The sequence below is a fragment of the Collinsella sp. CLA-ER-H4 genome (assembly GCF_040092395.1).
GTDB lineage: Bacteria > Actinomycetota > Coriobacteriia > Coriobacteriales > Coriobacteriaceae > Collinsella.
The window spans coordinates 383,940-410,224 of record NZ_JBBNLQ010000001.1 but is presented as its reverse complement, the minus strand read 5'-3'; the positions used below and the strand labels follow the sequence as shown (position 1 = coordinate 410,224).

The 26,285-nt window shown below is 60.0% G+C and carries 22 protein-coding genes and 1 tRNA gene; all 23 read left to right on the top strand.

Annotation, left to right across the window (positions count from 1 at the left end; all coding sequences use genetic code 11):
* Positions 1-53 precede the first annotated feature (53 nt).
* The 23 genes from AAAX34_RS01730 (at position 54) to AAAX34_RS01620 (ending at position 26,247) form a co-directional block, all read left to right on the top strand.
* Complete coding sequence (locus AAAX34_RS01730) at positions 54-1,445, top strand: histidine kinase (RefSeq protein WP_349109823.1); 1,392 nt, start codon at positions 54-56, stop codon at positions 1,443-1,445.
* A gap of 38 nt (positions 1,446-1,483) precedes the next feature.
* Entirely contained in the window at positions 1,484-2,218 is a 735-nt protein-coding gene (locus AAAX34_RS01725; protein ID WP_349109781.1) for a response regulator, read from the top strand.
* 92 nt (positions 2,219-2,310) lie between these two features.
* Positions 2,311-3,255, top strand: a complete 945-nt coding sequence (locus AAAX34_RS01720; RefSeq protein WP_349109780.1) for a zinc dependent phospholipase C family protein — start codon at positions 2,311-2,313, stop codon at positions 3,253-3,255.
* Positions 3,256-3,356: 101 nt separating this feature from the next.
* On the top strand, positions 3,357-4,616 hold the full coding sequence (locus tag AAAX34_RS01715) for an MFS transporter (RefSeq protein ID WP_349109779.1): 1,260 nt from the start codon (positions 3,357-3,359) through the stop codon (positions 4,614-4,616).
* A gap of 171 nt (positions 4,617-4,787) precedes the next feature.
* Positions 4,788-5,975, top strand: coding sequence for a glycosyltransferase (locus AAAX34_RS01710; protein WP_055285281.1), 1,188 nt, complete (start codon positions 4,788-4,790; stop codon positions 5,973-5,975).
* Positions 5,972-7,315 carry a histidine kinase gene (locus tag AAAX34_RS01705; RefSeq protein ID WP_055310084.1) on the top strand — a complete coding sequence of 448 codons (1,344 nt, stop codon included), beginning with the start codon at positions 5,972-5,974 and terminating at the stop codon, positions 7,313-7,315. Before AAAX34_RS01710 ends, AAAX34_RS01705 begins: the two co-directional genes overlap by 4 nt.
* A 72-nt stretch (positions 7,316-7,387) precedes the next feature.
* Positions 7,388-8,104 carry a response regulator gene (locus tag AAAX34_RS01700; RefSeq protein ID WP_006235156.1) on the top strand — a complete coding sequence of 239 codons (717 nt, stop codon included), beginning with the start codon at positions 7,388-7,390 and terminating at the stop codon, positions 8,102-8,104.
* Between the two features lie 96 nt (positions 8,105-8,200).
* On the top strand, positions 8,201-8,668 hold the full coding sequence (locus AAAX34_RS01695) for a YfcE family phosphodiesterase (protein ID WP_022094114.1): 468 nt from the start codon (positions 8,201-8,203) through the stop codon (positions 8,666-8,668).
* A 408-nt stretch (positions 8,669-9,076) separates the two neighbouring features.
* A tRNA-Asp gene (locus tag AAAX34_RS01690) sits at positions 9,077-9,154 on the top strand.
* A gap of 360 nt (positions 9,155-9,514) precedes the next feature.
* A complete protein-coding gene (locus tag AAAX34_RS01685; RefSeq protein ID WP_022094514.1) occupies positions 9,515-10,000 on the top strand; it encodes an Rrf2 family transcriptional regulator in 486 nt (161 codons plus the stop codon).
* 21 nt (positions 10,001-10,021) lie between these two features.
* Positions 10,022-10,927, top strand: coding sequence for an adenine glycosylase (locus tag AAAX34_RS01680; RefSeq protein WP_349109778.1), 906 nt, complete (start codon positions 10,022-10,024; stop codon positions 10,925-10,927).
* Positions 10,928-11,039: 112 nt separating this feature from the next.
* The gene (rbr, locus tag AAAX34_RS01675; protein WP_349109777.1) at positions 11,040-11,579 is read left to right on the top strand and encodes a rubrerythrin; all 540 of its coding nucleotides are present in this window, start codon (positions 11,040-11,042) and stop codon (positions 11,577-11,579) included.
* 281 nt (positions 11,580-11,860) lie between these two features.
* Positions 11,861-12,493, top strand: a complete 633-nt coding sequence (locus AAAX34_RS01670) for a hypothetical protein (RefSeq protein ID WP_349109776.1) — start codon at positions 11,861-11,863, stop codon at positions 12,491-12,493.
* 438 nt (positions 12,494-12,931) lie between these two features.
* Entirely contained in the window at positions 12,932-13,354 is a 423-nt protein-coding gene (locus AAAX34_RS01665; protein ID WP_349109775.1) for a hypothetical protein, read from the top strand.
* Between the two features lie 123 nt (positions 13,355-13,477).
* Positions 13,478-14,008 (top strand): DUF6036 family nucleotidyltransferase, encoded by a 531-nt coding sequence (locus tag AAAX34_RS01660; protein WP_349109774.1) that lies wholly within the window; start codon positions 13,478-13,480, stop codon positions 14,006-14,008.
* Positions 14,005-14,568 (top strand): hypothetical protein, encoded by a 564-nt coding sequence (locus AAAX34_RS01655; protein WP_349109773.1) that lies wholly within the window; start codon positions 14,005-14,007, stop codon positions 14,566-14,568. Before AAAX34_RS01660 ends, AAAX34_RS01655 begins: the two co-directional genes overlap by 4 nt.
* 51 nt (positions 14,569-14,619) lie before the next feature.
* Positions 14,620-15,975, top strand: a complete 1,356-nt coding sequence (gene rmuC / locus AAAX34_RS01650; protein WP_349109772.1) for a DNA recombination protein RmuC — start codon at positions 14,620-14,622, stop codon at positions 15,973-15,975.
* 125 nt (positions 15,976-16,100) lie between these two features.
* Positions 16,101-17,903 (top strand): ABC transporter ATP-binding protein, encoded by a 1,803-nt coding sequence (locus AAAX34_RS01645; RefSeq protein WP_349109771.1) that lies wholly within the window; start codon positions 16,101-16,103, stop codon positions 17,901-17,903.
* A gap of 63 nt (positions 17,904-17,966) precedes the next feature.
* On the top strand, positions 17,967-18,632 hold the full coding sequence (gene nth / locus AAAX34_RS01640) for an endonuclease III (RefSeq protein WP_225094159.1): 666 nt from the start codon (positions 17,967-17,969) through the stop codon (positions 18,630-18,632).
* A 118-nt stretch (positions 18,633-18,750) separates the two neighbouring features.
* Complete coding sequence (locus AAAX34_RS01635; protein WP_349109770.1) at positions 18,751-19,797, top strand: zinc ribbon domain-containing protein; 1,047 nt, start codon at positions 18,751-18,753, stop codon at positions 19,795-19,797.
* A 208-nt stretch (positions 19,798-20,005) separates the two neighbouring features.
* Positions 20,006-21,472: a hypothetical protein gene (locus tag AAAX34_RS01630; protein ID WP_349109769.1), complete on the top strand. Its 1,467-nt coding sequence runs from the start codon at positions 20,006-20,008 to the stop codon at positions 21,470-21,472.
* Between the two features lie 222 nt (positions 21,473-21,694).
* The gene (gene mfd, locus AAAX34_RS01625; RefSeq protein WP_349109768.1) at positions 21,695-25,327 is read left to right on the top strand and encodes a transcription-repair coupling factor; all 3,633 of its coding nucleotides are present in this window, start codon (positions 21,695-21,697) and stop codon (positions 25,325-25,327) included.
* Between the two features lie 56 nt (positions 25,328-25,383).
* A complete protein-coding gene (locus AAAX34_RS01620) occupies positions 25,384-26,247 on the top strand; it encodes a phosphatase PAP2 family protein (RefSeq protein WP_349109767.1) in 864 nt (287 codons plus the stop codon).
* Positions 26,248-26,285: the final 38 nt, after the last annotated feature.

The following is a 26,285-nucleotide window of genomic DNA, read 5'->3' as shown; positions in this document are numbered from 1 at the left end:
GAGGGTCGCTTGCGGCCCTCTTTATTGCTATGGGGCGCGTCAGTAAGAAGGAGATGACGGTGGATCTCAATAGGCTGATTCTGGGCAAGAGCTACAACTCTACCAAGGTCTTTCGTACCGCTCAGCATGTGGTTCAAGCCATCTTGCTCGGTATTGTTGTTCCGCTGCTTATCCTGCTGCTCATCTGGGATCTAACCGATAATCCCAATCCCGTTCCGGCCGTTGTCGTCATTGCCGGCTTGGTCATGCTGTGCTTCTTCTTCTCGTACGTCTTTGTCGTTCCCGACGACCTCACATCGAGCGCAACCGACCGCACGCTCGCCATCGCTTCAAAAATATTCGCCTACACGTCGCGCGGCCTTACGCCCGAAGCTGCCCTGGGCGCCTCTAAGATCATCCTGTCCGAAACTATCGCCTCTGCCATCTGCTTTACCGACGGCAAGCAGGTGTTGGCAAGCTGGGGCGAGGACTCGGCAAAATGCCCCGCGGGCACCCCGGTGGTACTGCGGACTACGCTCAACGTGATCAACAGCGGTGAGCAAATCGTGTTCTCGCGCGATGCCTCGACCGAGACGGGTGGCTACTTTCCGCGCCTGCGCGCCGGTATTGTCGCACCGCTTACCGTGCGCGGGCATTGCGTGGGCACGCTCGAGCTGTATTATCCCCGTCTGAGCAGCATCGATATGCGCCAGACGGCGCTTGCCTCGGGCTTTGCCGACCTCATTTCCACGCAGCTTGCGAGCTTTGAGCTTGAGCGCCAGGACGAGCTTACGGCCCGCGTGGAGCTGCGTGCCTTGCAATCGCAGGTCGATCCTCATTTTCTGTTTAACACCATCAGCACCATCGTGTCGCTCGTACGTACCGAGCCGGACAAGGCAAGGTCGCTGCTGATCGACTTTTCCAATTACTACCGTCAGACGCTTTCTGATTCCGATACCCTCACAACGCTCGAGCACGAGGTGGAACAGGGCACTCGCTATATCAATCTTATGCAGGCTCGTTATGGCGACGGCCGTCTGCGCGTCTCGGTCGATATCGACTTTGAGGTGCGCGATTGCATGGTGCCGCCGTTTATCTTGCAGCCGTTGCTCGAAAACTGCATCAAGCACGCGCAGCGCGAGACCGAGCCGCTTTCTATTCATGTTAGGGCTTTCGAGACCGATGACGGTTTGGAGATCATCGTCGAGGACGATGGCATCGGTATGAGCGAAGAAGTCTGCGCGCATCTGTTTGAGCAACATCGCCTGGAGGAGCCCGAGAGCATTACCGCCGACGGTTCCATCAAACGAGGCTGCGGCTTGGCGCTCTTTAACGTACTTCAGCGCATCCATTTCTTTTACGGAGAAGATTCCGGCATGCGCGTGAAGTCCCAGGAGGGCGTGGGAACGCAGGTCATCGTCGAGCTGAACGGCGAGCCGCATGAGCCGGCGCCGTTGACGGCGTAGCACGCGGTTGGATTGAGAGAAAAAGAGGGGAAGCACATATGTCCGAAGGCTGGAACATCTTGGTGGTTGATGACGAGCCTCCCATTAGGGCTGAGCTACGCTATCTGTTGGAAAAGGATGCGCGTGTGGGTCAGATTGCCGAGGCGGGCAATGTCACCGAAGCCGTGGAGTCGATTCTGTCGAACAAGCCCGACGTGCTGTTTTTAGACATTACCATGCCCGGTCGCTCGGGAATTGAGCTTGCCGAGACGCTGCAGAACCTAAAGACGCCGCCGGTGGTTGTGTTTGTGACGGCGTTTGCCGAGTATGCGGCCGATGCCTATAACCTCGATGCGGTCGACTATGTCGTCAAGCCGGTCGAGGACGCACGCCTGTCAAAGGCACTCGACAAGATCGAGACAGCCTTGGGTGCCCGTCGTGTTATCCATGCTCCGCGCCAGCCTTTGCGTCTGACGGTGGACCGCGGGGGAAAAAAGGTTTTCATTCCCGCCGCAGACGTCTGCTACTTTGAGGCGCGCGCCGATTTTTGCAACGCCATCTGCGCCGAGGGAACATACCTGATCAATGAGTCGATCTCTTCGCTCGAGCGTCGGCTGGACTCCGAGGGCTTTATTCGCGTTCATCGCAGCTACCTGGTCAATTTGGAAGACGTGCACAATGTTGAGATTGGCTCCACGGGGTTGATGGAGCTCAGGCTCGACCGCGTGAACTCGACGGTGCCGGTGTCCCGTCGTCGTGCCGCCGAGATTAAAGCACACTTGGGGCTTGCGTAGACGGTCTGCATGCCGTCGTTTACCATCGCAGGTTTGGCATGGGCGCGCGGTGGGCATAATGGGTGGCATCGAATGAAATCGAAAGGATCATTATGCCCGCGCTTATCACCCATCATCTGTTTGGCGAGGAAAGCATCGACCGTCTTCCACAGGGCGTCATCACGTCCGATGAAGAGCGCATTGCCTTTATCTTGGGCAACCAAGGCCCCGACCCGTTCTTCTTTCACATTCTGACACCGCGTGTTCCCGACTGCACGCTGCTGGCGCAGGTCATGCATCGGTCGCGCATGTCTCGCCAGTTCGCGTGCCTACGCGACGGCGTGTCGCATCTGCTGCCGCGCGACGCCAGCTTGGGTCGCGCCTTTGCGCTGGGCCTGCTGTCTCATTACGTGCTCGACCGCAACGCTCATCCCTTTGTCTATGAGCAGCAGTTTGGCATTGTCGAGTCCGATTCAGAGCTTGAGGATTCGAGCAGTCAGGTCCATGCCGTGATCGAGAGCGACCTGGATGTGCTGATGCTGCAGCTTAAACGCGATGGCGCTACGGTTGACGATTACCCGCCGGCGGGCGAGATCGTCACCACTGATCGCATCAATCGCGTGGCCGGCGTGCTGATGAGCTATGTTGCCGGACGCGTGTACGGCATTGACATTCCGGCGGGGGAGTACGGTGCTGCCGTTGCCAATATGCAGCGACTTTACCGCGCGATTGAGCCGGCCGGCTCCGCAAAGACGCGCGCGATCTCGCTGGTTGAGGGCTTGGTGCACGATTACTCGCTGCTCGACGGCCTTGCTCATCGCGTGACGACGGAGTTGCCCGAGCGCACCGGTAACCTGGGCCATCTGACATGGAAGAATCCCTTTACCGACGAGGTCTCGAACGAGAGTTTCCCCGAGGTCTTTGATCGCGCGCTGGGCGATTACGAGTGCACGGTCGCACGTTTTATCGAGACCGGTGACATGGATGCCGTGACCAGTCACGTCAACTACAGCGGTCGCGTGCTCAATGCCGATGAGGAGTTCGACCGCGAGGAATAGGGCCCGTGCGTGCCCCTTTGCCGAATCCTTACCGGCGGTTCTGGACAATTGGGGTACGATGAACTAACTGCATATCGGGCGAATACGAAGGGTCCCTGTCCATGAAATACACCAAGCTCGAGCGTAACTGGGTTATGTATGATGTGGGCAATTCGGCCCTCGTGCTGCTCAATACCTCGGTGGTGCCCATTTACTTTAACGCCATCAATACCGGCGCTTCCTCGGCCGACCTGGTGGTCGCCTGGGGCAATGCACAGACGATCGCCTCGCTGGTCATCGCCATGCTCATGCCCATTCTGGGCGCACTTGCCGACTACGCTGGCAACAAAATCAAGTTCTTCTTGGGCTTTTTCCTCACGGGCCTGGTTCTTTGCCTGGCGCAGGCTATCCCAATGTCCGCCATGGCATTTTTGACCGTGTACGTGCTGTGCACCATCGGCCTTAACTCTTCTATGACGTTCTACGACGCCATGCTGCCCGACGTTACCACCGACGAGCGCATGGACGCCGTGTCCAGCTCGGGTTATGCCTGGGGCTACATCGGTTCCACCGTGCCGTTCGTCATCTGCCTGGCGCTCATCATGGGTGGCCCCGCTCTTGGCGTCCCCACCATGCTGGCAACGCGTCTGTCTTTTATCATCACTGGTGCCTGGTGGCTCATCTTTACCCTGCCGCTCATTCACACCTATAAGCAAAAGTATGGTCGCGAGCGCGGTCCCGAGGACACCATCGGCCACATCGTTGGCGGTGTGTTCTCCGAGGTCGGACACACCATGCGCGAGATCGCCCACAACAAGACCGTGCTGGTCTACATGATTGCGTTCTTCTTCTATATCGATGGCGTCCACACGGTCATTTCCATGGCTACCAGCTACGGCTCGGCTTTGGGCATCGATTCGACCCAGCTGGTACTGGCGCTGCTCGTTACGCAGTTCGTGGCCTTTCCGTCCGCCATCATCTACGGCAAGCTCGCCGGACGCGTGGGCACGCTCAACATGATCCTGGTGGCGGTCGCCGCCTACATGGGCATTGTGCTGTTCGCCGCGTTCTTCCTAAAGACCGCCTTTGAGTTCTGGGTGCTTGCCATTATGGTCGGCCTGTTCCAGGGCGGCGTGCAGGCGCTCAGCCGTAGCTACTTTGGTCGCATTATCCCCAAGGAAAAGTCCAACGAGTACTACGGCTTCTTTGACATCTTTGGTCGTTATGCAAGCGTCATGGGTACCTTCCTAGTGTCGGTCGTTACCTCGCTGACCGGCAACCCGCCGCTGGGCGTCCTTTCTATTGGCGTGCTGCTGATCGTTGGCTTTATGCTGCTGGTTCGCCTGTCCCGCATGACTCGGGCAGCAGAGCATGCCGCATAGGAGCGAGCGGCTATTGTGCCTGTCCACGGTACTCTTTTGGGGTTATCCGCAATAAACATTGCGACTTGCGAGCAATGATTTGCCCAAGTGGGTATGATGGAATCAGCTAGGTCGCGGGGCGTCGCCTGTGTTTGGCGGCGTCCCGTTTTTGTGTTGCAGGGAGGGTAAGGCATGAACGCCACAGTCGTGATTCCAACGTATTGGGCGGGCGATGACGCTTGCGCAAACGCCCCTGGCACCTATGACCATTCGACGCGACTCAACGCCGACAATCCCGAACTCGACCGCTGCCTGGCCTCGCTTGAGCAGGTACGTGACATCCCGCGCATCATCCTTTTGGTGGTCTGTCCCGTTTCTGCCACAGCCGATGTGTCGCTGCGCGTGCACGAGATTGTCGACGCGCATCCCACGCTCAAGGTCACCGTTGTCACCAACACCCAGGCCTCGCGCATCGCAGACCGGGTTGCTCAGATCGCGCCCAAGGGTTCGGGCGAGTGCGTGAGCCTGCGAGGCTACGGTGCCATCCGCAATATGGGGCTAGCCTGCGCCGCTGTGCTGGGGCATGACGCGGTTATCTTCTTGGATGACGATGAGACTGTCATCGACGCCGACTTTATGAAGCGCGCGACCTATGCGTTGGGGCAGCAGACGCGTCAGGGCTTGCCGATCTTGGTCAAGAGCGGCTATTTCTACGATCGCGACGGCTCGCCGCTGGCTCCCACGGACAAGGCGGGCATCTGCCATCGTTGGTGGACCAAGCGCATCGAGTTCAACCGTTGGATGAAAAAGGCGCTTTCGGGCACCCGCATCTCGCGCTCCAACTACGTGTGCGGCGGCCTGATGGCCCTGCACGCCCGCGCCTTTACGCGTGTGGCCTTTGACCCGTTTATCACCCGCGGCGAGGACTTGGATTACCTCTTTAACATGCGCATGTTTGGCTACGACGTGTGGTTCGATAACGAGTGGACCGTGCGCCATCTGCCTCCGGAGTCCGAAAAGCGCTCACCGCGCTTTATGCAGGATGTATACCGTTGGTACTACGAGCGGGCCAAGTTGACATTCGCCGCGCATCAAAAGGAGCTCATTCCCGTTACGGCGGCATCGCTCATGCCCTACCCGGGCCCGTGGATTTCGCGCGAGCTCGACGACCGCGTGCGCAAGACCGCTATGGTCCGCAGCGTGTTTACCCGCGAGCATGAGGGCTACCTGCGCATCTGGCGCCATGGTATCGACGAGGCAAAGGCCTATGCGCGCCAAAACGCTGCAAGCTACCTGCGTTTCCAGAGCTTTTGGCCCAAGATCATGGACGGGCTTTGGCGTGACGCACAACTGATCAGTATCCTGGAGGGGGCCGAATGATCGACCGCCGCGCCCAGCGCGATAGTTCAATATCAATCTTTCGCATCATTGCCGTTGCCTGCGCCATTTGTGTGCTGGTGTACTTTATTTTTGCCTTGGTGACCGGTATCGAGCCGATCGCCACGGTGATTGCCTGCGCGCTGCTGTGCATCTTTCTGTGCATCTTTATCTTTTTGACGCTCAATCCCGATTCGGTGCGCTCCCAGTACACCGAGGAGACGCTCTCGGTGGCCTCGGCCATGCTCGAGGACATTAAGGGCGGTCTGACGCAGGAGTCGGCGCGTTTGGTGTGCCGGCGCATTTTGCCCGAGACGCGCGCCATGACGGTGGCCATCACCGACGAGGGCAACGTGTTGGCCTGCGCAGGCGAGTTTGAGGAAAAACTACTGCCAGATTCTCCCATCCACACGCTTGCCACACGCTACGTTATCGAACATGGCATCGTGCAGTCGTTCAACCGTATGGTGGATGTCGTGGGCTCGGATGGCTCGCACAACCAAGTCCCCGCCGGCATTATCGCCCCCATCAAGGTGGGCGATCGTACCGTCGGCACGCTCAAGTTCTACTACAAGACCCCGCGCGCCGTCGACCGTACCCAGTACGCGCTTGCCTCGGGCTTTGCCGAGATCTTGTCCACGCAGCTCGCCATCCACGAGCTCGAGGTGCAAAAGGAACTCACGGCGCGCGCCGAGGTGCGTGCGCTGCAGGCGCAGATTAACCCGCACTTCCTGTTCAACACGCTGAACACCATTGCATCGTTTACGCGCACCGACCCGCTGCGGGCCCGCGAACTGCTTCGTGAGTTCTCATCGTTCTATCGTGCCACGCTCGACAACTCGGGATCGCTTATTCCGGTCTCGCGCGAGGTCGCACAGACCAAGCGCTACCTTACCTTTGAGAAGGCCCGCTTTGGCGAGGACCGCGTGCTTGCGACGTTCGATGTGTCCGAGGACGTGGAAGATACGCTGGTGCCGGCGTTCGTGATCCAGCCGATTGTCGAGAACGCCGTGCGTCATGGTATGGGCGATGACGACGCCCTGAGGATCGACGTGACCGTTCACCAAGACGGCGAGGATGCAATCTTGATTGCCGTGGCCGATAATGGCGTGGGCATGGATGAGGGTACCGCCGCCAGACTGTTTGACGAGCGCTCTGCCCGTCCCGACGCCAGCTCTCCCCAGGGTGGCGGCGCCGGTGTGGCCATGCACAATATTTCGGAGCGCATCCATCGCTTTTATGGGCCGCACTCCTATACGCGTGTCGAATCGGCGCCGGGCAAGGGCACCAAAGTGCTCCTTCATCTTGATTTGTCAGAGAGCATCTTCGACATTCAAGAGTAAAATAAAAGGCTACGGGCTCAACGTCATGCGACGGATGCCCGGCGTAGTTAGTTGACGAAAGGTTTTATCCCTATGCTGCGTGCGATGATTGTGGATGATGAGGCGCCGGCTCGCTCGGAGCTTCGCTTCCTGCTCGAGCAAACGGGCAAGATCGGCACGATCACGGAGGCGTCGAGCGTCCGCTCCGCCATCGAGATGCTTATGGAAAGTCGCGTGGATGTCGTGTTTCTCGATATCTCGATGCCCGGTGCCTCGGGCCTGCAACTTGCCGAGGCGCTGCATAAGCTCAAAAATCCGCCGGCGATCGTGTTTGTGACTGCGTATAGCGACCATGCGGTCGAGGCATTCGACGTGGATGCCGTCGATTATCTGATGAAGCCGGTCGAGGAAGCTCGCTTGGATCGCGCGATCGAGAAGGTCATGCAGCGCGCCAAGCCGGTCACGGACAGCAAGGTGACCATCGAGCGTATCCCGGTGGAAAAGGGCGGCCGCAAGGTGCTCATTCCCGTGGACGACATTCGCTTTATCATGGCCAAGGACGATTACTCCTGCATCTATACCGTCGATGATCGCTTTTTGTCGACGACCTCGCTGGCGCAGTTTGAGGCCAAGCTCTGCGACTTTGGCTTCTTCCGTGTTCACCGTCGCTATATCGTCAACTTGGCGTGCGTCACGGACGTCGAGACGGTGCCCTCGGGCGCCATCCAGCTGGGCATTACGGGCGTCGACGAACGCGTGCCGGTTTCGCGCCGCCGCGTCGTGCCGCTCAAGAAGGCCCTGAGTCTCTAGCACACTGGCCCCGCAGCCCTGTAGACCCATCGTCTGCGGAGCCGTGGGGCCTTTTTTGTATGTATCTGCCGAATCGTTTTTTGCGGAAGGGATCCCATGAACAGTGCAAGCGCCAAGCGCATCGACATCATCTCGGACACCCACGGCTATCTTTCGCCTGCGCTCCTGGATGAGCTTGAAGGCGCAGACCTGATTATCCACGCCGGCGACCTCACGTCAGAGATGGACTACGAGCACCTATGCACCATCGCCCCCGTGCGGGCCGTACTGGGCAACAACGATTACTACCGCGACTACGGTCCCGATGTAGACCGTCTTGCGCTCTTTACCTACGAAGGCCTCAAATTCGCCGTAGCCCACTACCGCGAAGACCTTCCGGTGGGATCCGTAGACGTAGCCATCAACGGCCACACCCACGTAACCAAAGAAGCCCAAGTGGGCCGCTGCTTGGTCCTCAACCCAGGCAGCGCCAGCTACCCCAGAGGCACCCGAGGCCCCACCATGGCCAGAATGCTAGTAAAAGACGGCAAGATCATAAGCACCAAATTTATTGATCTAGAGTAACCACAACAAAAACGGGGGATGCAAATGCGTCCCCCGTTTCCATTTGAGCCAAAGGCAGAGCTTCAACAAAAACAATCAGACCAACCCCGCCGAGGAGCACGCGGGCTAGCCGCGCAGCGGCGCACGCCCGCAAAACTGGTTGAATAATGTGACGGCAGGGAGGGCTTCCGGGGCTGAGGGCGGGGGTTAAGTTTGTCGCGAGTTCCGCACGCAAAGGAAAGCACTTAATGTGCTTTCCGTCTTGCGCAGGACTGTAGAGCAGCAAACTTAACCCCCGCCCTCAGCCCCGGAAGCCCTCCCGGATGGCCCCAAAAAATTTTTCAAAAAAGTTGTTGCGCGCCGGACAGACTTCTGTGTATACTAATCCCCGCAGCGCACGCGAGCGGAAACAAACGCGAACGACTGCCTGGGGAGTTAGCTCAGTTTGGTTAGAGCGCCGGCCTGTCACGTCGGAGGTCGCGGGTTCGAGCCCCGTACTTCCCGCCAACGCAATTAAAGCCACGTCTTCGGACGTGGCTTTTTGCGTTTGATGCACTTTGTTTCGATAGAACGATCGCCCTAGTGCATCTTCGCCCAGAATCCCCGCGCCTTCGGGAACGCGAGTAAAATCTAATAAGTATATCTGTCTGAACAACAGCTTTGTTGCGCAACACCTGTTCTACGAGACAGGGGGGTTAGGTTATACTAAATTGCACTGTGCGCCGCATCTGATGCATTTCGCTCCAAGCGCGGCACTCAGTGGATATCCGATTTACCATTTGGATGTCCTGGCGGTCATTTAGCGTCTCGACACAAGCTCGGCCCCGGAGGTCGTTCGAGCTGTTCGTATTCCTTGAAAGGGGAAAAATGGACATATCGAGGAAGACTGATTACGCCCTTCGTATGCTGGCGATGCTTGCCGAGGATCCGGAGTGTTTGCTTTCTGTTCGCACCGCTGCCGAAGAGGTCAATGTCCCGTATTCGTTTGCCCGCTCGATTCAGCACGGTTTGGTCCAGGCCGGTATTGTGGAGAGCCTGCGTGGCGTCCACGGTGGCATGCGTCTCAAGGTTAGTCCGGACGACGTCACTATCCGCCAGGTCGTCGAGGCCGTTCAGGGTCCTATGGTTATGAACGATTGCACCGCGCCCGATGGTGACTGTGCGCGCATGGGCGCGTGCTGCTATCATCCCCTGTGGGCCGGAGCTCAGGCGTTGATGCGCGACTACCTCGATTCCGTTTCGCTCGGCGACATCGTCGCTCATCGCCAGTTCCCGGCCGTCGATCCCAAGTTCGCCGACCGCGAAGCGTTTCCCGAGTACGCCACCTGCGCGTGTGCTTACCGGGAGGAATAGCGCCGCATAAGGAGCATAGCCATGATTCAGGACCCCTTTCGTTCGATGATTCGTTCGGAAGGGGTCCTGCGTTATCGCGACCTTCCGTGGCGCCGCACACGCGATCCGTACATCATTTGGCTTTCTGAGGTCATGCTGCAGCAAACGCAGGTGCCGCGTGTGGAGGCGCGCATGCCGGTGTGGCTCGATCGTTTTCCGACTGTGCAGGCGCTTGCCCAGGCCGCGCCTTCCGATGTTTTGGACGCTTGGCAGGGCATGGGCTACAACCGACGCGCTCTGGCGCTTCATGGGGCCGCTCAACGGGTCGTAGAGGATTGGGGCGGGGAGTTTCCGCGCGAGACGCGTGACCTGGTCGCCCTGCCTGGTATTGGCCCGGCAACGGCGCAGGGTATCCGGTCGTTTGCGTTTGATCTTCCAGGTGTGTATCTGGAGACCAACGTGCGCACGGTCTTTCTACATCATTTCTTTCCCGATGTACCGGCTGTTCCCGATCGCGAGCTGGTGCCGCTGATTCAGGCCGCCTGTCCGGCGGCTCCCGGCGCGACGGCGGATGAGATTGCGCCCTTTGCCGTGCCTCAAGACGATGTCGACACACCGCGCGCGTGGTATTACGCGTTGCTAGATTACGGTGCATATCTAAAAAAGACGTTGCCCAATCCGTCCAGGCGCTCGGCGGGCTATAGTCGTCAGTCCAAGTTTGAGGGCTCGCGTCGCCAAAAGCGCGCGCATATCGTGCGTATGTTGCTGGCAGCGCGCGATGGCCAGCCGGCGGGGATTACGGTTGATGAAGCTGTTGCAGGCGTTAACGAGACGGAGACGGCAGCCGGCCGAGAGTCGGTCGATCACGATCTTGTCGCAGACATTTTGGCCGACTTGGAGCGCGAGGGCTTTTGCCGCTCCGAGGGTGACCGATGGCTAAGCGTGTAGCCAACCCGAATCTGAAGAAGAGGATTGTAAGGTTTAAATTCTCGGCTTGAGGGCATCCTAAAGACAAGGCCGCTCGAAGCCTACGGGCGGCATGTTGAAGGGAAGTACACCTATGGATTTTGAGAACTCTCAAACCAAGAAGAACCTCGAGACCGCTTTTGCCGGTGAGTCCCAGGCGCATACCAAGTATCGCTACTACGCATCTAAGGCCAAGAAGGATGGCTACGTTCAGATCTCGAATATCTTTGCCGAGACGGCGGGCAACGAGTCCGAGCACGCCAAGCTGTGGTTTAAGTATCTGCACGACGGCGCCGTTCCCGACACTCTGGACAACTTGCGTGATGCCGCTGCGGGCGAGAACTACGAGTGGACCACGATGTACGACGAGTTCGCCAAGACCGCCGAGGAGGAGGGCTTTACCGAGATCGCCGAGAAGTTCCGTGGCGTCGGTGCCGTGGAGAAGGCTCACGAGGAGCGCTACAACAAGCTTGTCGAGCGCATTGAGTCGGGTGAGGTGTTTGAGCGCGAGGGCGTGAAGGTATGGAAGTGCCTGAACTGCGGGCACCTGCATGTGGGCACCGAGGCGCCCGAGGTGTGCCCGGTTTGTAACCACCCGAAGGCGTACTTTGAGGAGCAGGTGGTGAACTACTAGCGCCGATACGAACGTGGACTGCGGGGCGCAGGGCGGGGAAATACCTTTCCCTCTCGCTCACGGCTCCGCAGGGTCGCGCGAGGCAAAGGTATTTCCCCGCCCTGCGCCCCGGCGTTGGGTCGTCGCTTGCTCGTTACTGAAAAGCTGATATTAAAGTTTGTGTGCCGCCCCTTATGGGGCGGCACGTTTTTATGTGGGGACTGGTTGGGACGGCACCGTTCATGGGTGGGGTACACTGGATAGCGACTTTTAGTTTATCTACTACCTGATGGTGTGTTTTTATGGGTAAGAAGTCTCGGGCTCGGGTTGCTGCGGCGGGGACTCGCAAGGATCCTGGTCGTCGGGTCCCTGAGGGCAAAAAGGCCGATCGTGCCGAGAAGGACAAGAAGGTCGGCGCACATGCTCATCCTGAGTGGGCGCCTCATTTGAATACGGCGAGCGAAGACCTGACTGCCAAACTGTTTACGATGGTCGAGGTCATCTTGGGCGTGGTGCCTGTTGTAGTCATTGGTCTGTTCCTGGCCTCTAAGGATGCCACGAGTGTGGATAAGCTCACCGATGTCTTTTCTCAAGACCCCTCGATGGTGGTTGCGTTTATCTCTGCGTGCCTACAGCCGTTTGTGGCGTACATGCTGTACATGATTTATCGCAAGTACTGCGAGGGCGATGCGGGCTTTGCCGCCGGCAACCTGATCGGCCTCTTGTGCTCTGAGATTTTGCTGCTCAATGTTCCCGGCGTCATCGGCATGGGCATCTTGTTGTGGCGTGTCTGGCGCAACGTCGCCCCGCACTTTGAGAGCTGGTTGTTTGAGCGTCGCTTTGCGGGCGTGGTGGCCGATATTGCGGGCTCGCTCGTGATTCTAGCCTTGGCGTTTCTGTGCGCCACCGCTGCCCGCGGTCTCGCGGGCATGTAGTCGGTCCTCACCGACCACGGGGCGCAGGGCGGGGAGACACCTTTCCCTCTCGCTCACGGCTCCGCAGGTCGCGCGAGGCAAAGGTGTCTCCCCGCCCTGTGCTCCGGCTTCGGGCCGTCGCGTGCTCGCTACTGAAAAACTGATAAGAAGTTAGCATGCCGCCCCTTTTGGGGCGGCACGTTTTTGTATGGGGTCCCGGTCTCCACAATTTCCGTCAAGCTTTTGGTTAGATTTTGGTCAGTTGGCGTAAGGGTGGAAGGCCAAAAGATTGCTGGCGAAAAAAGCTCAGAGAAAGTGCTGGTAGGGGAGTTGTTGAGCTTTTCGACAGCTTTTGAGCAAAAGAAACTTTGTGGCTATTGCCGGCGATTGCGTTGTCGCGGTCATGGCGGTGCGGGATGCTGGTCGTAAGCGTCGAATGCTCCGATTTTGGAGGCCAGCATGGACCTGTTTCTTGAGACCCCGCAGCAACAAGCCGAGCGCATGTTGCGCCAACAGCAACGACTCATGGAGATGCAAATGCAAGGGGCGGCCGTTCAACCTCCTGCACAAAACGCCGCACCTGCGGTATCGTCTGTGGGCGAGGTAGACCCAGGAGCATATTCCGTACAACAAGATTCATATGCGCAGGAGCTTGCGTTCGACAAGCGCCGCACGCGTCACCGCCGCGTGGGCCAGCGCCTGCGCACGTTAGCGATGATTGTGCTGATCCCGTTGGGACTCGCGGCAATCTTCTTGGCCTCATATGCCTTCACGTGCATTCTCAACGGTGCCTCGCCCAGCGAAGTGCTCCAACATCTGTCGGCCCTCGGCCAGCGCCTAGGCGATGTCATAACAACTATCCGCGCCGGCTGGGAGAGTTAGCGTTTGTCACATTAGGACTTCTAGGGTGTAGGGATTATCGCCACGAGTAGAATTCTTGCATCCTGTGGGTCCTGTCGTGCAACTGAATAGTATTATTAAAGATAAATAATAATAGGATTTGCTATGTATAAGCAGGATTTAGAGCAGACTCTTTTGGGCATTGACGAAGAGGCGGAGCTGGAAATAGGTCCAAGAGACGACAGGCCGAGCGTTGTATTGGTGGGAGGAAGCGCCTTCATGCTAAACGATGTGACGAATCGGTCGGTTACACATGACATTGATGTGTTTGAGGCAGACAGGTGCCTCCGCGAGATCATAGCTCGATACCCCGAGGTAAATGGTATGGCGGTGGCGTATTGTAATCAGATGTCATTCAATTACGAAGATCGTTTGATTCCCTTGGATATTGGCGCGCGTTTTATCAGGTACTTTACGCCATCCTTGGAGGACCTGGCGGTAATGAAGCTCTATGCCTACCGTCCGAACGACATCGTCGATCTTCATAGTCAGGCATTCGTCGACCGACTTGATTGGGGGCTGCTCGAACGGCTTATATTCGACGAGGGAGAAGCGCTGGCGTCGTCGCCTTCGGAGCGAAGCTATCAAGAGATGGTCTGTGCATACAGGCAATACAAAAAGGAGGTGCTCGGTTGAATCTGACCTTTGAGGGATTCTTAAAAGGCTATTGCCGAGAGCTATCCGGGCAGCAGTCGCTGAGTTTTAGAAAACTGGTTGAGCGGGCGACGACGGTTGCACCGCGCGTGGCGGAGCCTCTGTTTTTGCTCGCTTTGGCGCAGGGAAAAGCTGAATACGTTCTGGGTTTATCTGAGGGCTCGTGGATGGAAGAGAGCTATCGAGGTGTTTTGTTTCTGTATGGCCAAGCGGGTAGCCTGGCATCTCTATGCACCGAGGATAAGCTCCCCAATCGTTATGCCAACGTTTGGCACGCGTATAGAGGGGTGAAAGAAAAGCCAGCGGCCGACAGAAGGGTGAACGCCCTGATGAGAAAGAGAACACTGGAAGCATTGGAGGAATCGGGTGTAACGCGCTATGGCATCTGCCGTGCTCTGCACCTGAATAAAGGAAACGTATACGCATACTTGGCCGGCGATGACTCAAAGGTGAGCAGGGAGACGGCGCGCCGCATTATGGAATATGCGGAGGAGAGGGGCACCCAAGAAGGGGCCGGGCGCGCGGTGCGTGTGGCGGGGTAAGATTAATCGCGGTTTTGATTGATAATCGATTGGGTTTGTTGGGCGGAGTCTATGTCTGCTATTGATATTGCGCTTGTTGTGATTGCCTTGGTAGCGGTGGGAGTTGCTGTGGTTTGCGCCCTGCAGCTTAAAGGCCTTCGTGCCGAGTTGCGAGAGCGTGGCGGCAACGACGCGGAGGCGCTCGCGGCGCTCGAGCAGGCCAACAGCGCGCTCGATGCCCTCAACGTCGCGCTGGCAGAAACCCGCCGCACGGCAAATGCCATCGCGCAGCAGCAGACAACCGATGCGGCCGTGGGGCAGCAGCGCTACCTGACCATTGCGCGCGAGTTCTCGCAGGCCGGCGACCGTATGGATGACCTGCGCCGTGAGACGGCTCAACAGCTTGGCGCCAACCGCGAGGGCATCGAGCACCGCCTGGACAAGGTGCGCGAGACGGTCGATGCCCAGCTGGGCGCCATCCGCAAGGATAACAACGTTCAGCTCGACCAGATGCGCGCGACGGTGGACGAGAAGCTTTCCCGTACGCTCAACGATCGTCTGTCCGCATCGTTTAAGCAAGTGAGCGACCAGCTCGAGGCCGTGTACAAGGGGCTGGGCGACATGCAATCCATCGCCACCGGCGTGGGTGACCTTAAGCGCGTGCTGGGCAATGTGAAGGCGCGTGGCATTTTGGGCGAGGTGCAGCTGGGCGCAATCCTGGCGGACATCCTTACGCCCGACCAGTATCTGGAAAACGTCGCCACCAAGCCTGGTGCCTCGGAGCGCGTTGAGTTTGCCGTCAAGCTGCCGGTAGACGAGGGCGATCCCGTGCTGCTGCCGATCGACTCCAAATTCCCGGGCGATGCATATGAGCATCTGCTCGACGCCCAGGAGTCGGGCGACGCGGAGACCGTCGCCGCTGCGCGCAAGACGCTCGATGCGATGGTGAAGCGCGAGGCCAAGGACATTTGCGAGAAGTACCTGAGCGTGCCCGCGACGACCAACTTTGGCATTCTGTTCGTGCCGTTTGAGGGCCTGTACGCCGAGGTCGTCAGCCGCCCCGGGCTTATCGAGACCCTGGGCCGCGACTATCACGTCAACGTTGCCGGCCCCAGCACCATGGCGGCCATCCTCAACAGTCTGCAGATGAGCTACCAGACGTTTAAGTTGCAAAAACGCACCGATGACGTGCTGCGCGTACTTTCTGCCGTCAAGGCCGAACTGCCACGCTATCAGGCGGCGCTGCGCCGCGCCCAGCAGCAGATCGAGACCGCGGGTAAAACGGTCGAGGGCATTATCACCACACGCACCAACGTTATGGAGCGCAAGCTCAAGGACATCGACGCGCTGGAAGACGCGCGGGAGGCCGACGAGATTTTGGGCTTGGAGTCCGCGGGCTTACTCGCGGGCCAGGAAGACGAGAACTAGTCGCAACGGACGGCGGGGCGCCGGCGTAAAAGCGGGGCGCGGGCGCTTTTCGCGTCGTGCGTGCCTGAAGTGCGCTTTAGTGTGCAACAATGGCGTTTCGTCCTATCAGATGCGAAAGGAAGCCCATGTCTCAGAGAAGCACCAGTCCGCTCAAACGCTCCACCGTGCGCCGCACGCTGCAGCGTTTTTGGGACGTCACGCGCACACAGCCGTTGATCGTCTTTCTCTCGGTGTTCTCGTCGGCGGGCTACATCTTTTTGCTTACGTTTGCCAACACCTACGTGATGGCCCTTATCGTCGACCGCGTCCAGGCCGGCCCCGTGGCGGGCGACCAGGTGCTTGAGGTCTTTGGTCCCTACATTCTGGCGCTCGTGCTCGTTAACCTGGTAGGCCAGATCCTCTCCAAGCTGCAGGACTACACCGTCTACAAGCTCGAGATTGCGGGCAACTATCACCTGGCGCGCCTGTGCTTTGACACGCTCTCCAATCAATCCATGACATTCCACACCAGTCGCTTTGGCGGATCGCTTGTGAGCCAGACGAGTCGTTTTATGAGCGGCTACACGGGTCTGGTGGACGTGACGGTGTATTCGCTCATTCCCACTATCACCTCGGTTGTCTGCACGGTGGCGGCGCTCGCCCCGGTGGTGCCGACGTTTACCGTGATCCTGGTGGGCATCATGGTCGTCTACATTGCGTTTGTCTGGCTTATGTACAAGCGCATCATGCCGCTTTCGGCCGCGACGTCCGCCGCGCAGAACAAGCTGTCGGGTGTGCTGTCCGACGCGGTCACGAACATCCTGGCCGTCAAGACCTGCGGGCGCGAGGACTTTGAGCACGACCTATTCGATACCGCCGACCGCGCCGCGCGCGATGCCGAAACGGTTTCGATGCACGCCATGATGCAGCGCAACTTTACGACCTCGGGCCTTATCGTCATCACCATGGCTGTGGTGAGCGTGTTCGTGGCGGGCGGCAACGCATGGTTTGGCATCTCGGCCGGCGCGCTCGTCATGATCTTTACCTATACGTACAACCTCACCATGCGTCTGAACTACGTGAGCTCCATGATGCAGCGCATCAACCGCGCGCTGGGCGACGCCGCCGAGATGACGCGCGTGCTGGACGAGCCGCGTCTGGTGGCAGACGACGAGAATGCCCCCGAGCTCAAGGTGCGCGAGGGCGCGATTGATTTTGAGCACTTGAGCTTTGCATACCGTGACGCCGCGGCGGGCGAGAGCGTGTTCAACGACCTGACGCTCCATGTGGCGGCGGGCCAGCGCGTGGGCCTGGTGGGCAAATCGGGCTCGGGCAAGACGACGCTCACCAAGCTGTTGCTGCGCCTGGACGACGTGCAGGGCGGGCGCGTGCTCGTGGACGGCCAGGACGTCTCGCGCTGCACGCAGCAGAGCCTGCGCCGCCAGGTTGCCTACGTGCCGCAGGAGGCGCTGCTGTTCCACCGCTCTATTCGCGAAAATATCGCCTACGGTCGTCCCGACGCTACCGACGAGCAGATTCGCGATGCCGCGCGCCTGGCAAATGCCCTGGAGTTTATCGATCGTCTGCCCCATGGCTTTGACACCATGGTGGGCGAGCGCGGCGTTAAGCTTTCGGGCGGCCAACGCCAGCGCGTGGCCATCGCCCGTGCCATTCTCACTGACGCGCCGATTCTGGTGCTCGACGAGGCGACGTCTGCCCTGGACAGCGAGTCCGAGGCGCTGGTGCAGGAGGCGTTCGAGAACCTGATGCGCGGCCGCACCTCCATTGTGGTGGCGCATCGCCTGTCCACCGTGGCGGCGCTCGACCGCATCGTGGTGCTGGCGGACGGCGAGATTGTCGAGGACGGTACGCATGCGCAGCTCGTTGAGGCAGGCGGCGAGTACGCAAGCCTGTGGGGCCGCCAGACCGGCGCATTTTTGGAGGCTTAAAGCCCCCGTACGTGGGACAATCGTTTCCGTGAAGTTTTGTTTCTGCCGAGCCGAGGAGTCGTTATGCCACGCGAGACCAATGCCGCCAAACGCGAGCGCGCCATCGAGGTGTGCGAGCGCCTTAACCGTCGCTATGGCCCGGTCGAGTGCTTCTTGGACCACGAGAATCCCTTTAGGCTGCTCATCGCGGTACTGCTCTCGGCGCAGACGACCGACGCGCAGGTCAACAAGGTGACGCCCCAACTGTTTGCCCAGTGGCCAACGCCCGAGGCCATGGCCGGGGCAAGTGTGACCGACGTGGCGGACACCATTAAGTCACTCGGCTTTTATAAGAGTAAGGCCAAGCATGCCGTGGAGGCCGCGCAGATGATCGTTGCCGACTACGGCGGCGAGGTACCGGCCGACATGAAGGAGCTTGTAAAGCTGCCGGGCGTGGGGCGCAAGACAGCGAACATCGTGCTCAACGTGGGGTACGGCATCGTGGAAGGCATCGCGGTGGATACGCACGTCAACCGCATCGCGCACCGCCTGATGCTGAGTCCCAAGACGCACGCCAAAGAGCCGCTCAAGACCGAGCAAGATCTGCTCAAGATTTTGCCGCACGAGTATTGGGAGTCGGTCAACCACCAGTGGATTACCTTTGGCCGCGAGATCTGCGACGCCCGCAAACCTAAGTGCGACGAGTGCCCACTGGCAGACCTTTGCCCCAGCGTGCGCGTGACGGGGTAGGGCCCGGCACGTTTTGCCGGCGTCCGAAGGCTTTGGCCAATGTTGCGCAACACATTTGGGTCGCGAGGGCTCAATATGATGACGGCAAATGCCGTTTGTTGTAAGGGGATGCCCGAATATGTTTTGCACCAAGTGTGGCTCCGAGATGCCCGACGGAACCGATTTTTGCACGAACTGCGGGGCGCGCATGGGCGCTGCCTCTCCGGCGGCCGCGCCTGCTGAGCCCGCATCGATGCCGGCGGCAGGGATGCCTCCCGTGCAGAAGAAGTCACATAAGCGCGCGGTGATTGTCAGCATGTGCGTGGTGGGCGTGCTCGTTGCCGGCGGTGCCGCTCTGGCGCTGACCGGCGTGCTGGGGCCGCTTGGGCAGGGCAATTCATCGCAGATTACGGTACTTGGGTCCGACGAGGGTTCTGCCGAGCACAAGGACAAGGGAAGCGCCAAGGAGAAGCCTGCCGCCGACGAGGATGAGGCGGAAGAGCCCGCGCAGACGGGCAGCAGCGTAAAGGTCGACCTCAATGACCAGGCAACCTATGCCGCCGCGAACCTGTTCCTGTCGAACTTTACGGAGGAGCACTTCGATCGGGACTGGTATCAGACGGGCGGCTTCGATTCGACTGACGGACTTTCTGATGACGGGAAATACAAGCTGGTTAAGTTCATCTGGTGCCATTTTATTGACAACGCGCCGTATCGAATCGAGAAAGGCGACTATGACAACGGTAATAGCCAGCGTGTGGCGACTGAAGTGATCAATAGGGAACTCAATCGCTTGACGGGTCTGACGCTTTCCGATGCCGATATGACTTATGACAGAACGCCGGAGGGGCAGGCGATTCCTGATTCGGCCGAAGCGCATGGTGGGTATTTGTATCTGAAACAGGAATATGGCCAGGGAAATTACAACCCACCGTGTGCCATCGTTACGGGCGCGACTGACCTTGGCGACAACATCTACGAGCTCACCTATGAGGTCTACAGTGCTGGCGGCATGTTACTTCCTTCCGACATCCCCGAGGGCACCTACGGCCTGCCAAAGGACCAGTTCATCGCCGCAATTCAAGCGGACGCATCCAGGGGCCGTACCGAGACTTGCACGGTCCGCGTCGCGCAGGGTGACGGCGCTCCGATCTTCACACTGCTTAAAATGGGCGTCTACGACTAGACTCGGCGTATAGCTCACTCTGATAGCGCCAGACGGCTTGCCCGTCTGGCGTTTTTTGCGGGGCTGGGCATGCGCTTGAGCTGGAGTATTTGTCGCCTCCTGCCGCCTCATGCAAAAATGTGTTGCTAATTTAGAAGCCTATTCAAGCGCGCCGAAGTCGTGCGTGCTGGCGTAGCATGAGCAAAAAAATCAAGCAATGGAGGACAACGTGGCAACATTGAAGACGCGAGAGCTCGAAGATTATTTTGAACGCATCGTACGCACGCGCGAAGGTGACCTACCTGGTCGTCGCAAAGGCGACGAATACTTGTCTCAAACCCATGCGCTCTACCACGGAGATCCTGCGCCCTGGGCTTTAACGTCAAAGATATTCGATAAGGATATGACGGCGCTTCTTAAGGAGGCGGCCGAGCGCATGTACGTCATTATGGACAAGGTGACGCGGGCGTTTTGTTCCGATGCCTCCGTGCGTGCATGGTTCCGCATGGATTCGGCTTTTGCGGAGTTGTGCGCTATGGACGCCGGCTATGACTGTCAGATTCCCCTTGCGCGTGTCGATATCTTTCTTGACGAGGACTCCGGTTCGTATACGTTTTGCGAGCTCAATACCGACGGCAGCGCCGGAATGGTGGTGACCGATGCGGTCTGTCAGGCGGTGCGAATGACGCCTTCCTTTGAGGAGTTTGCATCCGACCACCCAGGCTTTCGGCAGTACGATTTGTGCGGTAGCTGGATAGACGCATTGTTTGAGACCTATGCAGAGTGGAAGCTGGCCCATCCTCGCCGCACCGAGGATAGTGCACGATCGGACGACGGGGCCCGCGTTGACGAGGGGCTCTATGCACCGCAATCAAAGATATATCCCGCTTCGGTGGCAATCGTCGACTATTCGGAAAGCATCGACTTGGAAGATGCGGCTCATTTTGTCGACCTTATGAGGCGACGGGGTGTAGCCGCACGCTTTGCGGATGTGCGCGACCTGCGGATTGGCGAAGGCGAAAGCGGTGCTAGGTGCCTGTGCGATGCCGCTGGTCCTATTGATTGCGTCTGGCGGCGCGCGGTGACCGGCGAGCTGTGGGATAAGCCGTGCGACGGACGCTCGGCCTTAATCGAGGCTGCCCAAGAAGGGCTTGCATGCATCGTCGGTGGTTTTAGAACGTGGCCGTGTGCGACTAAGACCGTATTTGCGTTTTTGTGGTCTCGGGCCGGGCAGTCCTTGTTGAGCCCGGAGGAGCAGTCGTTTGTCCGGGAGCATGTGCCCTATACCGAGATTTTGGACGAAAGCACCCAGTTGTCGAGATTTGCCGAAAAGGACCGATGGATTGTCAAGCCGTGCGGCGGCTACAACGCGGTTGGCGTTGTTGCCGGCTTGGATGCCACGGAACGGGAATGGTCCCAGGTGCTTGCTCGCGCTGCTGCCGCTGGGGCGATTGTACAGGAGTATGCTCAGCAGTATCAGACTCCCTGCTTGCGCGGAACGCTTGTCGATGGGCCGCATCGAGGAGAGGCGCCCAAAGGACTCGTGGATGATCTTGGTTTTGCACCCGCATCTAATATGGAAGGCCTGTACCTGTATCGCGGCCGTTTTGCGGGCGTGTACACACGCGTCGGCTTTGCCAACACCATAGGCGAGTGGACGAGCCGCTTGAACGTTGCGAGCTTTTTTGAGGAATAGCCGTTTCTTGGGGAGCCTTCCGTGGTTGCGGCGTTCGACGTGACGGGGAGATTTTGGCGAAGCCGGCGAGTCCAGTTCTATCTGGCGTTTTTGTTGCGGGGCTGGGCGTACGCTTGAGTTGGAGTCCTCTCCATGCGCTACCATGACAGGCAACGAATTTGACGAACGACCCGCCGAGCTTGCCTCGGCGGGCTTTTGGCGTTGCGATGCCGGAGGAACAGCATGCTCATTCACCGTATAGCCGCGCAGCTCTACACTGCCGAGGCCTTGCAGACCGTCGAGGCCGGGCTCGATTCTGGCGAGGACGTGACGCTGGCCGTGTCTCAGTCGGGCCGAACGCTTATGGCCGCCGCCCAGTTTGCGCGTCGTCCGCGCCCCACGGTCTACATCGTGAGTGGTGAGGATGCGGCCGATCGCGCCGCACGCAGTCTGGCCGCCTATGTGGGCCTGGCGCACGTGTGCCGCTTTCCCGAGCGCAAGGACTACCCCTGGCGCGAGCAGGCGCCCGACGACGCTGTGGTGGCCCAGCGCTGCGAGGCGCTCGGGCGCATCGTGCGCGGGGACAACTGCATCATGGTCGCCTCGGCCCGCGCACTGCTGCGCTGCGTGCCGCCGGTCGAGAGCCGCTACTGGGAGTCCACTACTTTTGCGGTGGGCGAGGAGATTCCTTTTGACGAGGTGCCGCAGCGTCTGGTGGGCATGGGCTACACCAATGCCGGCGCCGCCGACGCGCCCGGCCTGTTCCGTGTGCACGGCGACACCGTCGAGGTGTTTCCCGCACAGGAAAAGGCGCCCGTGCGCATTGAGTTCTTTGGCGACGAGATCGACCGCATCCGCCGCATGGTGAGTTCAACGGGCCAGACCATCGGCAACGAGGACAGCATCGAGATCTTCCCCTGTCGCGAGCTGGCGCTTACCGACGAGGCCGTCCACAACATGCATGTGGCGCTCTATCGCGCCAGCCAGGACGACAGCAAGTTGGCGGCGCTGCTCGAGATGGTGGATGCGCGCATCGTCACGCCCGAGCTCGACCGCTTTTTGCCGGTGATGTACGGCCAGACCGTGAGTCCGCTGTCGCACGTGAGCGGCAAGGCGCTCGTGGTGCTGTCCGAGCCGCGCTCGCTGTTCGACGATTGCCTGCGCGCCTACGAGGATATCGAGGCACGTGCCGGCGAGGCGGGGGTCGACCGTCTGGACGGCCTGTACGTGCGTGCCCAGCAACTCGACTTTGGTTCCCAGCAACGCCTGAACTATGTGAGCCTCATCCGTGCCGGCGGTGCGGTGACGGCAGAGCTCAAGATTGAGCAGCCGGCCATTGCGGGCTCGGACAATCGCTTTATGACGCGCATCCAGGAAGTCGTGGGCAAGCGCTATGCCTGCGTGTTTGCCATCCCCGACCGCGGTGCGCGCGAGTCGATGGAGCTCACCTTTGGCGACGAGGGCATTACCTTTGAGGAATCGCTGACGGCCGCGCCCGAAAACGCAGGCGTCATTGGCGAGCGCGTGCGCGTGGCGGCGGCGGATTCCGCCGACCGTGCCGCACGCCAGGAGGCCCATGCTTCCATTCGCGAGCGCCGCGCCGACGCACTCAACGCCCGCTCGCTCGAGGCGGGTGCCGCCCAAGCTGCCGCCGGTGCTGCCGTGCCCACCATCTCGCGCGGGCGCGTGACTTTTGTCGATGCCGCCCTACCGCAGGGCGTAGTGGTGCCCGATGCCAACCTGGCCGTGTTCTCGATCGCCGACCTCAACGCCCGCATGGACGCCAACCGCGCGCGCAACCGCCGCAAGGTTGACATTACGCAGATCACGTTCCCGTTTAAGCCGGGCGACTACGTGGTGCACGCCACTCACGGCATCGCGCTCTTTAGCGAGATTGCGCGCCAGGAAGTGGGCGGCAAGGAGCGCGACTACTTTTTGCTGGAATATGCCGACGGCGACAAGCTCTACGTGCCGCTCGAGCAGGTCGACCGTATCACGCGATACGTCGGTCCCGACGGTGATAAACCGCGCTTGACCAGGCTCAACACCGCCGACTGGACGCGGGCCACCAACAAGGCGCGCAAGAATGCCAAAAAGCTGGCGTTTGACCTGGTCGACCTGTATACGCGCCGCTCGTCGATTACCGGTATCGCCTGTCCGCCCGACACGCCCGAGCAGATCGAGATGGAGGAGAGCTTCCCCTACGACGAGACGCGCGACCAGCTGGAGGCTATCGCCGACATCAAGGCCGACATGGAGGCGCCCAAGCCCATGGACCGCCTGCTGTGCGGCGACGTGGGTTTCGGCAAGACCGAGGTCGCCCTGCGCGCGGCCTTTAAGTGCGTGGACTCCGGCCGCCAGGTCATGGTGCTCTGTCCCACGACCATTCTGGCCCAACAGCACTACGAGACATTCTTTGAGCGCTTTGCCCCGTTTGGCCTGGAGGTCGAGGTGCTCAGCCGCTTTCGCACCCCGGCGCAGCAAAAGCGCGCGCTCAAGGCGTTTGCCGAGGGCACGATTGATGTGCTCATCGGCACGCACCGCTTGCTTTCTGCCGATGTAAACCCCAAGAACCTGGGCATGGTGATCATCGACGAAGAGCAGCGCTTTGGTGTGCAGCACAAGGAGCAGCTCAAAAACCTGCGCGAGCAAATCGACGTGCTCACGCTCTCGGCAACGCCCATCCCGCGTACCATGCAGATGGCCACGAGCGGCGTGCGCGACATGAGCCTGATCACCACGCCGCCGACCGGGCGTCGTCCCGTGATCGTGCACGTGGGGGAGTACGACCCCGACGTGGTGAGTGCGGCGATTCGCCTGGAGGTGGGCCGCGGCGGTCAGGTGTATTACGTGTCCAACCGCGTCAAGACCATCGATGATGCCGTGGCGCGCGTGCACGAGGCCGCGCCCGAGGCGCGCGTGGGTGTGGCACACGGCAAGATGAGCCCGCGCGAGGTCGAGGACGTGATGATCGAGTTTGCGACCAAAAAGATCGACGTGCTTATCGCCACGACCATCGTGGAGAGCGGTATCGACAACGCAACGGCCAACACGCTCATCATCGAGGACTCGCAGCGCCTGGGCCTGGCGCAGCTCTACCAGCTCAAGGGCCGCGTGGGCCGCTCGGCCACGCAGGCATACGCGTACTTTATGTTCCCCGGCGAGCTGCCGCTTACCGAGGAGGCAACGGCGCGCCTGACCGCGCTTTCCGAGTTCCAGGACCTGGGCAGCGGCATGCGCATTGCCATGCGCGACTTGGAGATTCGCGGCGCCGGCTCGCTTATGGGCGCCGAGCAGCACGGCAACCTGTCGAGTGTGGGCTTTGACCTGTTTACGCAGATGCTGGGACAGGCCGTGGCCGAGGCGCGCGGCGACGACGATGCCGGCGTGGAGGCGGCGAGCGTGGGCATCAACCTGCCGGCCGACTACTTCTTGTCCGAGGAGTACATGCCGGCGGTGGACCAGCGCGTGCTCGTGTACCGCAAGCTCGCGGCGGCTGAGGACCTGGAGAGTATCGACGAGGTGCAGGAGGAGACCGAGGCTGCGCATGGCGAGCTGCCGTTGGCGGGACTCAACCTGTTCAACCGCGCTCGCATTCGTATTCGCGGCGAGCGCCTGGGGCTCGAGAGTGTCACGCTCAGCGGTGGACGCATTACCTTCCTGGGGGTTGACGTGCCCAAGAAGGTGGCCTTTGAGCTTAAGACCCGCTATGGCGCGGTGAACTTTCCCAAGAGCCGCAAACTGTCGGTGCCCTACAAGGCGGGCGCCGGCGCGGGCAGCGGCCTGGGTCGCGGTCTCGACGCCAACGACGGCACCGGCCCCGTGGCCGCGGCACTCATGCTGCTGCAGCAGTTGGGTGCTAGCGACGACGACTAACGGGTCGACGCTGCAAACGCCTCATTTGGGCAATCTGGTTCCATCGAAAGGAAAGCATGTTCGGATACATCTATAAGAAAGATGTCGCCATTATCGCGGCCGTCCTGTGCCTTTGTCTGCTCACGGGCTCGTTTTTCGATTATCAGATCTCGAGCGCGCTGTTCAACATCGGCAGCATGTACGGTCGCTTTGTCGAGGCGGCCGGTGAGCTGCCGTTCGAGCTGACGGCGAGCATCGCGGGCGTTATGCTCGTGCGCTCGGCACGCCCCGATTCCAAGGCGAGCAAGTGGCTCGCTGCGCTGGGCGTTTTGATCAACGTGGGTCTGGTCGGCTACGAGATTATCGGATCGCTGCGCGTCGGCGGCAAGCTTATTGCGTTTCAGCTGGTTCTGACGTTTGCGCTGGTCATCGCAGCCAACTTCATCGCCTATCGCCTTACGCGCACGACCGAGCCCGACGAGCTTACGCGCTGGGCGTTGATGGTGCTTGCCGTGTGGGTCGCTCAGGCCATCATCCTCAACGTCATTGTTAAGCCGTTGTGGTCGCGCCCACGCATGCGCGTGATCGAGGTCACGCCGGGGCTCAATTTTCAGCCGTGGTGGGTGATCGGCAACCCCGACAAGTGGGCCTATATCGCCGCCGGCGTGATCAGGGACGGGTTCAAGTCGTTTGCGAGCGGACACACGGCGCATGCGGCGATCGGCCTTATGCTCGCTGGGCTTCCCGCGGCAGCCTTTAAGGAAAAACCTTCGCGTCGCCGCGTGATCTTTTGGGCGGCGGTTGTTGTTGCGGCGTTCGTCGCCTTTGGGCGCATCGTGATCGGCGCGCACTTTTTGAGTGACGTGAGCTGCGGTTTTGCCCTGGTACTGGCACTTGAGTGCCTTGCCGCACGCATTGCCTATCCCAACGGCGTACAATAGCTCCGTTTGAGTCATCTGGCCGATACCCGGTAAGAGAG

What these genes read in the sequence shown, in the direction of transcription:
- AAAX34_RS01730 (WP_349109823.1), top strand. Translation starts at nt 54, where the DNA reads ATGACGGTGGATCTCAATAGGCTGATTCTGGGCAAGAGCTACAACTCT.
- AAAX34_RS01725 (WP_349109781.1), top strand. Translation starts at nt 1,484, where the DNA reads ATGTCCGAAGGCTGGAACATCTTGGTGGTTGATGACGAGCCTCCCATT.
- AAAX34_RS01720 (WP_349109780.1), top strand. Translation starts at nt 2,311, where the DNA reads ATGCCCGCGCTTATCACCCATCATCTGTTTGGCGAGGAAAGCATCGAC.
- AAAX34_RS01715 (WP_349109779.1), top strand. Translation starts at nt 3,357, where the DNA reads ATGAAATACACCAAGCTCGAGCGTAACTGGGTTATGTATGATGTGGGC.
- AAAX34_RS01710 (WP_055285281.1), top strand. Translation starts at nt 4,788, where the DNA reads ATGAACGCCACAGTCGTGATTCCAACGTATTGGGCGGGCGATGACGCT.
- AAAX34_RS01705 (WP_055310084.1), top strand. Translation starts at nt 5,972, where the DNA reads ATGATCGACCGCCGCGCCCAGCGCGATAGTTCAATATCAATCTTTCGC.
- AAAX34_RS01700 (WP_006235156.1), top strand. Translation starts at nt 7,388, where the DNA reads ATGCTGCGTGCGATGATTGTGGATGATGAGGCGCCGGCTCGCTCGGAG.
- AAAX34_RS01695 (WP_022094114.1), top strand. Translation starts at nt 8,201, where the DNA reads ATGAACAGTGCAAGCGCCAAGCGCATCGACATCATCTCGGACACCCAC.
- AAAX34_RS01685 (WP_022094514.1), top strand. Translation starts at nt 9,515, where the DNA reads ATGGACATATCGAGGAAGACTGATTACGCCCTTCGTATGCTGGCGATG.
- AAAX34_RS01680 (WP_349109778.1), top strand. Translation starts at nt 10,022, where the DNA reads ATGATTCAGGACCCCTTTCGTTCGATGATTCGTTCGGAAGGGGTCCTG.
- rbr (WP_349109777.1), top strand. Translation starts at nt 11,040, where the DNA reads ATGGATTTTGAGAACTCTCAAACCAAGAAGAACCTCGAGACCGCTTTT.
- AAAX34_RS01670 (WP_349109776.1), top strand. Translation starts at nt 11,861, where the DNA reads ATGGGTAAGAAGTCTCGGGCTCGGGTTGCTGCGGCGGGGACTCGCAAG.
- AAAX34_RS01665 (WP_349109775.1), top strand. Translation starts at nt 12,932, where the DNA reads ATGGACCTGTTTCTTGAGACCCCGCAGCAACAAGCCGAGCGCATGTTG.
- AAAX34_RS01660 (WP_349109774.1), top strand. Translation starts at nt 13,478, where the DNA reads ATGTATAAGCAGGATTTAGAGCAGACTCTTTTGGGCATTGACGAAGAG.
- rmuC (WP_349109772.1), top strand. Translation starts at nt 14,620, where the DNA reads ATGTCTGCTATTGATATTGCGCTTGTTGTGATTGCCTTGGTAGCGGTG.
- AAAX34_RS01645 (WP_349109771.1), top strand. Translation starts at nt 16,101, where the DNA reads ATGTCTCAGAGAAGCACCAGTCCGCTCAAACGCTCCACCGTGCGCCGC.
- nth (WP_225094159.1), top strand. Translation starts at nt 17,967, where the DNA reads ATGCCACGCGAGACCAATGCCGCCAAACGCGAGCGCGCCATCGAGGTG.
- AAAX34_RS01635 (WP_349109770.1), top strand. Translation starts at nt 18,751, where the DNA reads ATGTTTTGCACCAAGTGTGGCTCCGAGATGCCCGACGGAACCGATTTT.
- mfd (WP_349109768.1), top strand. Translation starts at nt 21,695, where the DNA reads ATGCTCATTCACCGTATAGCCGCGCAGCTCTACACTGCCGAGGCCTTG.
- AAAX34_RS01620 (WP_349109767.1), top strand. Translation starts at nt 25,384, where the DNA reads ATGTTCGGATACATCTATAAGAAAGATGTCGCCATTATCGCGGCCGTC.